Source organism: Streptomyces aureus (assembly GCF_000725495.1).
Taxonomy (GTDB): domain Bacteria; phylum Actinomycetota; class Actinomycetes; order Streptomycetales; family Streptomycetaceae; genus Streptomyces; species Streptomyces aureus_B.
This window is the reverse complement of the sequence record NZ_JNZD01000015.1, coordinates 125,228-138,489: the sequence shown is the minus strand read 5'-3', so window position 1 is coordinate 138,489 and position 13,262 is coordinate 125,228. Positions and strand designations below refer to the sequence as shown.

Below are 13,262 nucleotides of genomic sequence, written 5' to 3'. Positions count from 1 at the left end.
CGACCAACAGGGGGACGAATCCCGCGGCCACACCCAGAGTTCGAAGTTTTCCCATCACCGATTCCCGACTCCCCCCGGCCGGGCCTCCCCGCCGGCACCTCGTCGGTGAACAGTACTCGGCTCTGGTTGCCTGGCATGTATGTCTGAAGCGGGGGTACGCCGTCCCTGACCGCCCGGGAACAGGCGGCATCCACGCTGGATCACACAGGAGGGGACGGGTCATGACAGTGACCGAGGCGACCGGGACGCGGACCGTCGTGCTGCCGGAGATCAGTGACCCGTCGCGAGTCGCTCCCCAGGACGCCCGCGAGCTGTCGAAGCTGTTCTTCGCCCGGCTCGCCGTCCTGGAGGAGGGCACGCCCGAGTATCAGTACGCGCGCAACACCTTGATCGAGATGAACGTCACCCTCGTCCAGTTCGCGGCCTCGCGCTTCCGCAGCCGGGACCGGGACGAGATGGAGGACATCGTCCAAGTCGGCACCATCGGGCTCATCAAGGCCATCGACCGCTTCGAGCTGTCCCGCGAAGTCGAGTTCACCTCCTTCGCCGTGCCGTACATCGTCGGCGAGATCAAGCGCTTCTTCCGCGACACCACGTGGGCCGTCCACGTCCCGCGGCGGCTTCAGGAAGCGCGCGTGGCGCTCGCCAAGGCCACCGAGGAGCTGCGCAGCCGACTCGGCCGAGTGCCCACCACGCGGGAACTGGCCGCCTTGATGTCCCTGTCGGAGGAAGAGGTCATCGAGGCCCGCAAGGCCTCCAACGGATACACCTCGGCATCCCTCGACGCCGCGATCACCTCCAGTGAGGACGGCGAGGCGGCCCTCGCCGACTTCATCGGCGTCGACGACAACGCCTTGGAGCTCGTCGAGGACTTCAACGCCCTGGCCCCGCTGATCGCCGGGCTCGACGACCGCGAACGCCGCATCATCCACATGCGGTTCGTCGACGAACTCACCCAGGCACAGATCGGCGAACACCTCGGCGTCTCCCAGATGCACGTCTCCCGCCTCCTCAACCGCACCCTCGCCAAGCTCCGTGAAGGCATGCTCACCACTCGATGACCGCCTGTCTCCCGGTGTCGTGCCGGTGAGCCCTGACGACGGGCTCGTCACCGGCAGTACACGTCCCCGTCGGGACGTTGGCCGGTGGCCAGGAACCGGGAGGCCGTACGGTCGCCGCAGGCGTTGCCGTTGGCCAGGTAGGCGTTGTGGCCGGTGGAATCGACGGTGACCATGACGGCGCGTGTGCCGAGGACCTTGCGGAGTCTGAGGGCGCCGCTCAGCGGAGTGGCCACGTCACGGGCGTTCTGCACGAGCAGGATGTTGGACGGGCCGTGGTCGGTGACCCGAACCGGTGCTCGTCGTGGCGGGTACGGCCAGGTGGTGCAGACCATCGCGTTGCGCGGCATGCCGGCGGTGAGCGGGTACAGGCGACGGCTGTCGGCGACGGCCTTGCGGTAGCCGGCCGTCGACGTCGGCCAGGCCACGTCGTTGCAGATCGTGCCGATGCTGACCGCGACGAGGTTCTGCAGCGCCTGGTCCGTCGGCTGCGTCGGCGCGGGCGGCACCGTGCCCCGTTGGGCGGCCAGCATCAGCTTGGCCAGGGCCGGGAAGCGGCTGGGTGCGTAGAAGCTGTCCAGCATGGTCTGGCGCAGCACGTTGCCGTTCAGCTCCGGGGGGTTGGCGCCCGGCCAGGAGAGCGGTGCCCGGTCGAGTCGGGCGGCGAGGCGCAGGAACAGCGGCCGTACCTCGTCGGCGGTCGTCGCCACCCGGTCCGGATTGCCGGCGTCCGCGGCCCAGCGGGCGAACTCCGGGAACGTGTCCTCCACTCCGCGCTCGTAGGCGTGCAGCCAGCCGCGCTCGACCAGGGTGGGATCCGGATCGTCGTTGCTGTCCAGCACGATGCGGTCGGTGTGCTGCGGAAACAGCTGACTGTAGACCGCGCCCACGTACGTGCCGTAGGAGACTCCCCAGACGGCGAGCCGATGCTCCCCGAGCGCGGCGCGGATGCGGTCGATGTCGTGGACCTCGTCCAGGGTGCTGATGTGCCGGATCAGCTCGCCCCCGTTGCGTGTACAGGCCTGCGACACCCGGCGGGCGGTGGCCAGGTTCCCGGAGATCGAACCGTCCGGAGCCGGCCAGGGGCGCAGGCTCGAGGTGGCGAGGTCGGCGTGCTGGAGGCCGCAGCTGACGGTTGTGGAGGGTGCGAGGCCACGGGGCGCGAAGCCGATCAGGTCGTACTGGTCCCGCACGGACTGCGGCAGCTTCCGCCCCTTTCCGGAGGGGTCGGTGAGGCTGGTGTTGCCGGGGCCGCCCGGGATCAGGAGCAGTGCCCCGCGCCGGGCGGTCGGCTTCTCTGCGGGTATCCGGGAAACGGCGATGTCGATCGTGGGGCCGCCGGGGTCGGCGTGGTCCATCGGCACGGTCAGCGAGGCGCACTGCTGGCGTGCGTCGAGTCCGTCGCCCGCGCAGGCGGTCCAACGGAGGGCGGGCGACGCAGGTGCCGCGGTCGCGGGCGGGGAGACGCTCAGCGGGACGGCGAGGCCGAGGAGCGCCGCGGAGAGGGTGAGACAGGCGGTCCGTAAACTTCTGCGCTGTTTCATGCGGACGAGCCTCTCGGATCGGGTGACGGGTTCCCATCCGGTGAACCCCCGTGCCGACAGGGGGGCTTACCCGTTGGCCGGGCTCAGGAGCGCACCTCACTGGCGTCGCGCTCGGTGGCGGCGCCGGATTCCGGCAGCGCGTCGGTGGGCCGCTCGGAGCTGCTGCGTCCGTGGCGGTAGGACAGGGTGAACTGCGAGACGGCGTGAAGTACGTACCCGCCGCCGGAGACTGCCCCCTGCACAGCCATATGGATGGCATTTACGCAGGAGCCGAGCACGTCACGGCCGCCTGTCGCTCCGGTGCGTCATTCTTCGGAGCTGCGAGCACATCTGACGGCCGCCTGGCAGCGGACACGAGAACACGAATCCCGTCGGTCACCGCCATGTCCAGCGATGCCCCGACCGGCCGGCGGCCCATCCAACTCTCTGCACCAGGAGTAACTCCATGACCGTTCGCAAGGCCCGCCTCGCAGGTGTCGGCGTCACCGCGGCCGCGGCGGCCGCGCTGTTCGCAGCTCCGGCAGCGACCGCGACCGCGTCCGCTCCCCCTCTTCCGCACGGCCCGGCACACTCCCGGGGTGGGGCGGTGTTCGTCCAGAGCGACAACACCACCGCGAACACCGTCGTCGCCTACCACCGCGCGCCCGACGGGGGGCTGAGCCGGCGTGGCGTGTTCCGGACGGGAGGCCGTGGCGGTGTGCTGGACGGCTCCGTGGTGGACCACCTGGCGTCCCAGGGCTCCCTCGCCTACGACCGCGGGGCGGGGCTTCTCTACGCCGTCAACGCAGGAAGCGACACGATCACCGTCTTCGCGGTTCACGGCGACCGCCTCGAGCGCCTCCAGATCCTTCCCAGCGGCGGCGACTTCCCGGTCAGTGTCACCTTCCACGACAACCGGGTGTGGGTGCTCAACGCCCTCGACGGCGGCTCGATCCAGGGCTTCGTCCGCACCGGCCGGCGTCTGATGGGGGTCGACTCGTGGCACCGCGGACTCGGCCTGGACCCCGATGCCACACCGCAGTTCACCCACACGCCGGGGCAGATCTCCTTCACACCGGACGGTTCGAAGCTGATCGTCACCACCAAGGCCGGCGCCAACAGCATCGACGTCTTCCGGCTGAACCGCCGCGGCACACCCGTCGGGCGGCCCGTCGTCACCTCCACCCCGAACGCCGTGCCGTTCGGCTTCACCTTCGACCCCGCCGGCCGCCTCCAGGTCACCGAGGCCGGACCCAACGCCGTCGAGACGTTCGTCGTCCACCGCGACGGGACGCTCACCTCGGTCGGCCAGGTCCTCACCGGCCAGGCCGCCACCTGCTGGATCGTCGCCACCGACCACAAGCTCTATGCCTCCAACGCCGGCAGCGGCACGCTGTCCGGATACCGCGTGCGTCGCGACGGCACCCTGACGGCTCTCGGCGACACCTCCACCGATCCCGGCACGGTCGACGCCGCCGTCTCCTCCGACGGCCGCAACCTGTACGTCCAGACCGGCGCCCAGGGCCACGTGAACGAGTTCCGGGTGAATCGCGACGGCTCACTCACCCGCATCGGGTCGGTGACCGTGCCGGGCGCCATCGGTGGCGAGGGCATCGCCGCCGACTGACCCGGACAGCATCGCCGCCGGCTGGCTCGGACACTGTCGCCGCCGACTGACCCGGACACTGTCGCACGCCTCCGGCCAAGCGCCATCCCGCCCTCGCCGGCCTCGCACAGAGGCGGGCGAGGGCTGCCGTGCGCCGGGCTTCCGGTCAGCGGCATCGATCACACGAGGGAACTGGATCAGGCTGGGCGAAGGCGGACAGTTGGCCCCAGGTGCTCCAGCTCCTCGCAAGGAAGTGAGAGGCGTTGCGGCGGGCTTCGTTCACTGTCCGGTGGAGCTGGTGAGCGGGAGGTTGAGGGCTCCTCGGTCGTGGCCGACGATCAGGTCCGGGCCCGTGGCGGTCAGGCAGGTGAGTGTCACGTCCAGGGCGATGTACGCCACCGAGCCGGTCGCCGGTTCCCATACCCGCAGCCGGCTGCCCTGGCGCGTGCCGATGACCAGGACCGTGCGGTCGCCGGGCAGGGTGGTGGCGGTGATGAGCGGGGGGCCCGCGGTGCCCGTCGAGACGGGCAGAGCGTCGCCGATCGGAGCGCCGGTGGCGGGGTCCCACAGCATGACGACACCCTGGTGGTCTCCCGTGGCCAGCACGGTTCGGTCGGGCGTGGGAACCGCCGCTACGACGGCCGCCCGGTGGTCGGCGTCGGCGAGCGCACGGGCGTTCAGTTGCACCGCGGCGCCCGACGCCCACGGGTCGTCGACGGCCGGGTCCCACATGTGGACGCGGCCCGCGGTGTCCGAGGCCGCGATCAGCGTCTGATCGGCGGAGAGAGGGACGGCGGCCATCGACTGGATCGGACTGCCGTAGGGGTTGAGGCTCCCGACGTACTCACCGGTGTCCGGATCCCACAGGCGGACGGCGCCTTGAGGAGTGGCGGTGACCAGCAGGGTACGGCCGTCGGGGAGGTTCACGGCACACAGCCCCGCCACCCCGTCGAGCCGGGCACCGGTCAGTTCGCGCTCCGGCTGCCCGGTGGCAGGGTTCCACAGCGCGATCGTCCCGGTGTCGCCCGCCCCCGCCAGCTGGACGCGGCCGTCGGGCAGGGGCAGGGCCGTCAGGGATCGGATCCGACCGGGGTGCTCTGGTCGCATGTCATGGATGTGTCGGCCGTCGGCCGCGTCCCACAGACTGACCGCACCCGTCTCTCCGACACCGACACCGACTCCTGCTCCAACTCCCGCTCCCGCTCCCGCTCCCGCCACGAGCGTCGGGCCGCCGGGAGCGGAGGCCACGGCCAGCGCGTCGAAGCCCCCAGGCGCGGAGTCGGAGAACACGCGTATACGGCCCCAGGGTGTGCCGTCTGCCGCGACCACGGCGTTGCCGTCCTGGCGGAACCTGGTCGGTGCTGGTGCTCCACCTGTCGGTCCGGCGGCAGCGGAACCGAGCGTGACAGCCGGCCTGTCGGAGCTGTTCCGCGCCTGCGCCGGGCGGTGCTGGGGATGGGGGCGGGCGCCGTCCGGGTTCTCCGCCAGGCCGTCGGCGATCGTCCACGTCCGCTCGCAGTCCCAGCAGCGGAAGTGACCGGTGAGCGACATCAGGTGGCGGGCCCATTCCGCTGCGGCCGGTTGCGGGGTGCCCTTGACCGCGACGATGCCGGCGACCAGGCACAAGACGGCCTCTCCCGGTGTCTCGGGCGGTATCCCCGTCGCCGCGACGTCGCGCGCCACCCGCAGGAACGGCTCCCACCCCTCCCCCAGCGCCTCCGCCCGCACGGTCGCCGCGACCGCGGCCCAGGGATGCCCTTCGGGCCGAACAGGGAGCGGGTCGGGCAGGCCCGGAACCTCGGTGGGCAGAGGCGCCGGGTCTGTGAAGGACTCGATCTCCGTGTCGCTCTCACACCCGGGGCACACCAGCAGAAGGCCGTCCTGGATGTCGAGAAGCCGCTCCAGCGCCTCGCCCATGGAGTGGCCGGCGAAGGCCACGCAGGAGAGGGCGAGTTGAGCGCACACCTGCGCGGGGATGTCTGCGGCGAGGAGGCTTTGGATGGCCGCCCGTTCGGCCAAACGCAGAGCGGCGTCGAACCCCGCCTCCAGGTCGGCCGGGACAGGGGGCCGGTGGTCGGCGGTGACGATGAATCCGAGGTCCACCCAGAAATCGACGGTCTGGTCGGGAGGCAGGGGCGCCACCGCCTCGACGATGTGCGGCAGGGCCGCGTAGGCGCCGTCGTAGACGATGCCGTCGCTCATCAGGCCGCCGGTCAGGTCCGTCCAGATCTGCTTCCATGCATCGTCTCTCCTGGTGGCAGCCGTAGACGCCAACTGCTCCAGGAGCGCTTGCACCTCCTCGGCCTTCACGCCGTCGAGGTCGCGCCAACGGGGGCTGTGCAGGGGCAGCTTCGGAATCATGGGACGAGTCTCGCAGTCGGCAGTGACAGTCGGGGGGCGTGACGGACGCGGGGTAGGTGGCGGACGCGGGAGCGCCGGCGTACGGCTCTATGCGAAGTCGTCCCCAGCAACGGCATCAGCTCGTCAACTGCCCGATCCGATCGGCGACCACGGCCGCGGAACGGGGCACGAGTCGCTCCAGGACCGGCAGAACAAGCGCCCACCCGCCGAGCATCACGACCTGTGCGGCAAGTCTGCGGGCGTGGAACGGTTCGGCCAGTTCCACGAGTTCGGCCAGTGCGCGGGCTCGTGTCGCCCGGTGGGTTATCGAGCGGGTGAGCGTCTCGGCCCGGTGAGGGTCTCCATGCCGTGCGGTCTCACCGACAACCGCGAGCAGTGCCTCGTCCTGTGCCCAGGAGTCGTCGATCGAGTGGACGAGGGCCTCGGCCCGGCCCGTGTCGCCGCGTCGGGCGACCTCCCGTACCACTTCGATCAGCGCCCTGTCCTGGGCCCGGCGGTCGGTGATCGCGTGGGCGAGAGTCTCGGCGCCGTCCGTGTCGCCGGAGCGGGCCAGTTCCCCGGCGATGTCAGCCTGCCACGCGACGGACAGGTCGGCATCGAGTCGCTGGGCGAGGGCCAGGGCCCGTTCGGTCTGCCCGTGCCGGGCCAGGAGGAGGGTTACGGACCTCAGCAGGACGTCGTGATCACGGTCGGCGCCCGTCTCGAGCAGTGCCTCGGCCCGGTCGGCCAGGGCCAGAGCCACACCCTTGCCGGCGCTCTCGGCGATCGCGTCCAGCACGCAGGCCAAGTCCCTGGCGCCGAGGGGGGGTCGGGTGGAGGACGGACGGGTGAAGGCGTCGTCCGCGTCCAAGTCCCCGTCCTGGTCAGCGGCTTCACCGAGCGCCCACCCGCACAGTGTGCCATCGGCCTCGACAGCAGGTTCGGGTGGAGGGCGCAGAAGAGCATCCAGCCGGTCGAAGTTCCCCTCGCGCGCCTCGAAGGCCAACACCACCGCCAGCGGAAGGGGCTTGGACCACCCTGTCGGGTTACGGGACCAGGTGATCTCCTCCACGCGGTCGGCAAGTGCGGCGGCCCGGTCATGGTCACCGGCGGCGAGGGCCACCTCCACGAGGAGGGCGAGCACATGGTCCGCCCCGTCGGCGGCGATGGAAGTGACCTCGTCGTCGGCGCGGGCGGCGAACCTGAGCGCCGTGTCGAGGTCGCCGCTGTCCGCCACCGCCTTCGCCAGCAGGGCCCAGGCCCATCCCCAGTTGTGCGGGTAGCGGATCCTCTCCGCGAGGGCGACTGCCCTCGCGCGCGCACCGGCACGAGCCCACTCCGGTACGAGGGCGACCAAGGCCTGGTCCCGCAGCTGCGGCAGGAGAATCGACTCGGCCAGCGCCTGAGCGGCGGCAAGGTCACCCACGCCCACACCCGCACCCGCACCCGCACCCGCAGCAGCCTTCACCAATTCCAGAAGCTCCGTACTCTGCTGGAGCTCGTCCCCGGTCGTGCGGACCAGCTCGGCCGCGCGGGCGAGGTGGCCGGTGCGAGCGAGGGTCCTCGGGAACCAGCCACGAGTGAGATCAGGTCCCAGCTCCCGGTCCACCGACAGCCGCAGCAGGGCCAGCAAGCAGGGCTCGAACCCCCCTTGCAGGATGTTCCTTCCCCCGTCGTTCTCCGGGGCCGGGCCGCAGCCTCGCTCCCGTTCGCGCGTCATGAACAGCTCCGGCCCCCACTGGGCCAACCCCTCCGGCATGCCTGGTCCCCCTCGGCGAAGCCCTCGCACGCGCACGCGCACAGGCGGATCAACGCTACTGGTGGGCACTGACAGTTCATCGACGTACGCAGGCGCTCTGTCGCTATCCAGGGCGTCAGAGGTGTACTGGACGCCTGCCGCATCAAGGGGGAAGCATGCCGCGAACGCCCGGTCCCGGAGCACCCGAGTCCGCTCACGAGGAAGAGGAGGAGCGCTGGCTGGACGGCCGCGAGGTCGCCGAGCTGTGGCCGGTGCGGGAGGAGTGGCTGCCGGGCGCCGCCGGTCGTGCGGACGTCCGTATCCGCCGGTACGGCGGGGAGAGCCGGGGGACGTACGGGGCGGCGCCGACGTACTACTCGTATCACCCCGGGGATGTACGGCGGGCCGCGACCGCCATCGCGGAAGGGCGGGTCGACATCCCGTCGGTCTGGCGCACCGACACTCCCGACGGCCGGCGGGCTGAATACTGGGGCAGGTTCCGCTTCCGTCTCACCTGCGGGGTCGTCCTGGCCGCGGCCCTTCTCATCCTCGGGATGGCTATCTACGGGGTGGTGTCCTGAGCCCCGGATCTCATGCCGGGCAGGACGGCGACGCCAGGAATCCCGGTCAGTCCAGGGCCGTACCGGTCTCCTCGCGCAGCGCGTGCAGCAGGCGGTCCTGGAAGCCCCGGTCGTGCACGGCGGCGTGGGGCTGTTGCCGCTCCCGGTGGTACCAGTAGCCGCCGCTGGTCAGCGCCTCGGGATCGTCACCGGTGGCCAGCCACACCTGCGTCTGATGCCCCAGCTCGAGATCGTCGGGCGCGTGCGGGCCGCCCATCCTGGTCGGCACCCAGCCCGGGTCCACGGCGTTGCTGAGGCTTTCGGGGCGCAGGCGGGCCATCGCGGCCGCGAGCGCGGTGACGAACAGCTTGCTGTCGGCGTACGAGCCGGGCCCACGGCCCGTCCAGTTGGTCCCGTCGGTGGAGGCGTGCCCCTGGTAGTGCGAGCCGCTGCTCAGGTACACATGCCGGCGCGGCCCGCGCAGTAGGGCCGTGAGCAGGTAAGGGGCGATGACGTTGACCGGCATGACGGCGGGCCCGCTCCATACGCCGACGTTGTGGATCACGGCGTCGAACGGAGCGGTGTCGTCGAGTTCGGCGGCGATACGTCGTACCGCGTCACGGTCCGTGAAGTCGCCCAGGACCAGGCCCGCCCCGCGGTCGGTCATGTCCTGGACGGCGGCCGCGCGCTGCTCGGTCCGGGCGTGGACGACGACGTCGTGGCCGGCGGACAGCAGGGCGTCCGCCGCGGCGCGCCCCAGTCCGTCGGTCGAGCCCGTCACCAGGATTCGGCTCACTGGATCGCACCGCTTTCAGTTCGTCGTGGCGTGCCGGTGGGCGGGCGTGGGGGCGTAGACGGTCGGGGCAAGGCCGAGCGAGGTCAGGGACTCGCGGACCCCATGGCGGTTGTCCATACCTCGACGGTAAGCCTCCCGCCCCGGCCGGGCGATGTGTTGCCATCCTTCTGATGTGACGCGGCTCACCGGAAAAGGGTGACAGGGTGTTGTCGCGGACGGCTGTGACCGTGAGGGCATGACGATCACCGATGAGGACTGCCTCGCCGAAACCCTGGCGTTCAACGAACAATTCGAGGCCGCCGCCGCGCACCGGCCTGTACGTGACAAGGCACCGGACCCGGCCCTGCTGGCCGCCCTGCGGCGCAACCGGCTGGGCGGCGACACTCCGCCGGTCCGACTGGAGCACGGGCAGGACCGTGTGGTCGAAGGCGGGGTGAAGGTACGGGTGTTCGTGCCCGACCGCGTCGACGGCGTGTTCCTGCACATCCATGGGGGCGGCTGGGCCTTCGGTTCCGCGGACGGTCAGGACGACAGGCTGTGGCTGCTCGCCCGGCGGGCACGGCTGGCCGTGGTGAGCGTGGAGTACCGGCTCGCACCGGAACACCCCTTCCCCGCCGCGGCCGACGACTGCGAAGCGGCGGCACGGTGGCTGGTCCGGCACGCGGCCGCCGAGTTCGGTACCGAACGGCTGCTGATCGGCGGCGAGTCGGCCGGTGCCCACCTGAGCGTGGTGACGCTGCTGCGCCTGCGTGACCGGCACGGCATCCGTGGCGCGTTCCGGGCGGCTCATCTGCTGTTCGGCCCCTACGACCTGTCCATGACGCCGAGTCAGCGGTCGTTCGGGACCAGGCGGCTGCTGAGCAACACCGATACGCTCCGGCACACCTACGAGTCGTTCACGCCCGGCATGAGCGCGGAACAGCGGCGCGATCCCGAGGTCTCCCCCCTGTTCGCCGATCTCACCGGCATGCCGCCCGCACGGATCGTCGTCGGCACCGAGGACCCCCTGATGGACGACTCGCTGTTCCTGGCCCAGCGGTGGCAGGCGGCGGGCGCGCCCGTGCGGCTCGGTGTCGTCGCCGGTGCCATGCACGGCTTCACCCTGTTCCCGCTCACCGTCACAAACCGCGAACTGCGGCGCCAGCAGGACTACTTGTCCCGCGTGGGACGGTAGCGTCGCCGGCATGAACCGTACGGCCCGGCTCTACGCACTGGTGGAGGAGTTGCGCGCGGCGGCACCTCGGCCGATGACGGTCGCGGCGCTGGCCGCGCGGTTCGAGGTGAGCACACGTACGGTCCAGCGGGACCTTCAGGTGCTGATGGAGACCGGCGTCCCGGTGCGCGGCACACCCGGGCGGGGCGGGGGCTGGTCGGTCGACCCGGACATGACCCTGCCGCCGGTCCGGTTCACCGTCGAGGAAGCCCGGGCACTGGCCGTCGCCCTCGCCGCGGCCGACGTCCGTCTCCCGTACACCGGCGCGGCCCGTACGGCCGCGCAGAAGATCGCGGCGTCGATGTCCGGCCCAGCGTCGGCGGCGGCCGGGGAGCTCGCCGCACGGATCGTCGCGCTGCCGCCGCCGTCCGACCCGGCCGTCCACGCCGCGGTGGAACGGGCCCTGGCCACCGGTACGGTGCTGCGACTGTCGTACGTCGATGCGGAAGGACGCGCAGGGGATCGCGCGGTGGAACCGGCCGGGCTGCTCACCGCCGGCGGCCGGTGGTATCTCATCGCCTGGTGCCGCACGCGGCGGGCGGGCCGGGGCTTCCGGCTGGACCGCATCACGGCGGCCACCGCCACCACCGAGCGGGCCCGGAGCCACGATCTGGCCGAACTGCTGCGCGGCTCGGCCGCGGCCGGTGCCGTGCAGCCCACCCTCCTGGCCGGCTTCGCCCGGGCCCCGTCCTGATGCCGGGAACGGGGCCGGGGCCGGGCCGGGCCGGGCCGGGCCGCGGATCCTCGCCGCGTGGTGAATGGCACCTGTAGGTGACCGGCGCCTGCCACACCAAGGTTTTCAAAGGCATATGGCAGGCAGGCGGCACCGACCGGGCTGGTCGGGGAACGTGGACGTCGGCGGCTCAGAGGCCGAGGTGCGCCGGTGCGGCTTCGGTGTCCGGATCGCCGGTGAGGGCCGTGCGCAGACGGCGTACGGCGTTCTCGGCGTCGGTGAGCTCGCGGGGTTCGGGGACACGCGTGCCGAAGGACTGGCCGTCCTCGGCGGTCAGGGCCCGCCAGTCCAGCACGGGGGTCAGCGCGGTCGCCGTCCGGGCCAGGAACCAGGCCGGCCGGCCATGGGTGTGCGCCAGCGAGATCGCGATCTCCGCGATGGCGGCGCGCAGCCGCTCGAGACGCTCGATGCCCGTCAGCCCCTCCTGCACTGCACCGGGGCCGATCGCCTCGGCGAGCCGGTCCGCCGTCGCGCGGGCCAGGGCCGACTCCTCGTCCGACAGCTCCCACAGCCCGTCCCGCGTCTGCTGGGCGACGAGGGCGGCGAGGGCCGCGACCTGCGCGTCCATGGCGCCGGACGGCTGTTCTCGCCCCGGGGGCACGGTGATCCGCGGCCTTTCGCTCGGCGCGGTGGGCGCGGGTGCGGAGGGGAGGACGTCGAAGACGGGCTCGGCGCCGGCGATGTCCAGCAGCCGGCTCATCTGGCGGCCGGGAGCGGCCAGCCGAAACGCGATGCCGGCCTCCATGGCGGCGCGGCGGGCGCGCAACAGTTCATTGAGCCCGGCCGCGGCACAGAACGTCAGACCTGAGCAGTCGACCACGAGCACCTCGAGCGCCGGAGCGGCCAGGGCTTCGTCGAGGGCACGCGCCAGCACGGCGCCGGTGCCGATGTGCGCCTCTCCCTCCAGGGCGATGACGATCGTTCCCGGCGGCGCCGGGTATCGCCTGGCAGCGGTCAGGGCCGCGTGCGTCACCATCATGGCTCCCGTCCCGTCGGCGAGGGGCCGCCCGTCGCGGTCCTGCTTCAACGGTGCCCCTGGGGCAGCATCCGCCCGCAGCCCTGGAAACGAAAGTCCCGATCTCGGCCACCCCGGGAGCGAAACGCGCGCCCGGCGTCGGACATCCACTCGCTGTGCGCGGGTACCCAAGGGGCGTGCGGGTCATGGATCACTGGGACTTCGGCCTGGCCGCCGACGGCGGCAAGGCGCCGGAACCCGGCATGTCCTGCATACGCCAGGTACTCGACGCGATACCGCCTCACGGTGACGGAAGCGCTCACGGCGACGGACGCGAGAGCTGGCGGGACGACGTGCTCCTGGTGGCGTGCGAGCTGCTGACCAACGCCTGCCTGCACACACCCGGCGCCACCCGCCTGGACATCGAGCTCGACGTCGACGGGGACCGGATCACCATCGCCGTGACCGACCGGGCCGCCACCCGGCCGATGCCCCGGCCCTGGCGCCCCGACACCCCGCACGGCCACGGCCTGCACATCATCGACCGCCTGGCCGCCGACTGGGGCGTCACCCCGGACCCGGACGGCAAGACCGTGTGGGCCGCCCTACCACTCGACACCGCGCCCCCGGCTGGATGAGGAGCCTCTCGCCCGGCCTGCGCGGGGCCGGACGGCCGGTCCGCCACGATCGTCGGTGCCTCGGGCACCTTTCCGGCGTGCCTCAGTCCGGAGGGCGGACCG

Annotated in this window: 12 protein-coding genes; 6 read left to right on the top strand and 6 right to left on the bottom strand. The window is 72.0% G+C overall.

Going from position 1 to position 13,262, the window contains the following annotated elements; translation table 11 throughout:
- Nucleotides 1-221 precede the first annotated feature (221 nt).
- On the top strand, nt 222-1,061 hold the full coding sequence (locus tag IO36_RS21715) for an RNA polymerase sigma factor SigF (RefSeq protein ID WP_037622169.1): 840 nt from the start codon (nt 222-224) through the stop codon (nt 1,059-1,061).
- A 47-nt stretch (nt 1,062-1,108) separates the two neighbouring features.
- On the opposite strand, the gene IO36_RS21710 is transcribed toward IO36_RS21715, so the two are convergent.
- A complete protein-coding gene (locus IO36_RS21710) occupies nt 1,109-2,602 on the bottom strand; it encodes an alpha/beta hydrolase (protein ID WP_037622168.1) in 1,494 nt (497 codons plus the stop codon).
- Nucleotides 2,603-2,685: 83 nt separating this feature from the next.
- Nucleotides 2,686-2,850 carry a hypothetical protein gene (locus IO36_RS48265; protein ID WP_245173400.1) on the bottom strand — a complete coding sequence of 55 codons (165 nt, stop codon included), beginning with the start codon at nt 2,848-2,850 and terminating at the stop codon, nt 2,686-2,688.
- A 197-nt stretch (nt 2,851-3,047) separates the two neighbouring features.
- On the opposite strand from IO36_RS48265, the gene IO36_RS21705 reads away from it, so the two are divergent.
- On the top strand, nt 3,048-4,208 hold the full coding sequence (locus IO36_RS21705) for a lactonase family protein (protein ID WP_037622167.1): 1,161 nt from the start codon (nt 3,048-3,050) through the stop codon (nt 4,206-4,208).
- A 258-nt stretch (nt 4,209-4,466) separates the two neighbouring features.
- Here the strand turns inward: IO36_RS21705 and IO36_RS21700 are convergent, their stop codons facing one another.
- Together IO36_RS21700 and IO36_RS21695 are read right to left on the bottom strand one after the other, a co-directional pair.
- Entirely contained in the window at nt 4,467-6,548 is a 2,082-nt protein-coding gene (locus tag IO36_RS21700; RefSeq protein WP_245173398.1) for a WD40 repeat domain-containing protein, read from the bottom strand.
- A gap of 115 nt (nt 6,549-6,663) precedes the next feature.
- Nucleotides 6,664-8,286: a hypothetical protein gene (locus IO36_RS21695; protein WP_037622166.1), complete on the bottom strand. Its 1,623-nt coding sequence runs from the start codon at nt 8,284-8,286 to the stop codon at nt 6,664-6,666.
- 155 nt (nt 8,287-8,441) lie between these two features.
- Here IO36_RS21695 and IO36_RS21690 point away from each other — a divergent pair, with 155 nt between their 5' ends.
- Complete coding sequence (locus IO36_RS21690) at nt 8,442-8,846, top strand: hypothetical protein (protein ID WP_037622165.1); 405 nt, start codon at nt 8,442-8,444, stop codon at nt 8,844-8,846.
- A 46-nt stretch (nt 8,847-8,892) separates the two neighbouring features.
- Here IO36_RS21690 and IO36_RS21685 read toward each other — a convergent pair whose 3' ends face one another.
- Nucleotides 8,893-9,621 (bottom strand): SDR family NAD(P)-dependent oxidoreductase, encoded by a 729-nt coding sequence (locus tag IO36_RS21685; protein WP_037622164.1) that lies wholly within the window; start codon nt 9,619-9,621, stop codon nt 8,893-8,895.
- Between the two features lie 235 nt (nt 9,622-9,856).
- Between IO36_RS21685 and IO36_RS21680 the strand changes: the two genes are divergently transcribed.
- Entirely contained in the window at nt 9,857-10,795 is a 939-nt protein-coding gene (locus IO36_RS21680) for an alpha/beta hydrolase (protein WP_037622163.1), read from the top strand.
- 10 nt (nt 10,796-10,805) lie between these two features.
- On the top strand, nt 10,806-11,528 hold the full coding sequence (locus tag IO36_RS21675) for a helix-turn-helix transcriptional regulator (protein WP_037622162.1): 723 nt from the start codon (nt 10,806-10,808) through the stop codon (nt 11,526-11,528).
- A gap of 169 nt (nt 11,529-11,697) precedes the next feature.
- Here IO36_RS21675 and IO36_RS44720 read toward each other — a convergent pair whose 3' ends face one another.
- Nucleotides 11,698-12,594: an STAS domain-containing protein gene (locus tag IO36_RS44720; RefSeq protein WP_051900792.1), complete on the bottom strand. Its 897-nt coding sequence runs from the start codon at nt 12,592-12,594 to the stop codon at nt 11,698-11,700.
- Between the two features lie 134 nt (nt 12,595-12,728).
- Between IO36_RS44720 and IO36_RS21660 the strand changes: the two genes are divergently transcribed.
- Entirely contained in the window at nt 12,729-13,160 is a 432-nt protein-coding gene (locus tag IO36_RS21660) for an ATP-binding protein (RefSeq protein ID WP_158997426.1), read from the top strand.
- Nucleotides 13,161-13,262: the final 102 nt, after the last annotated feature.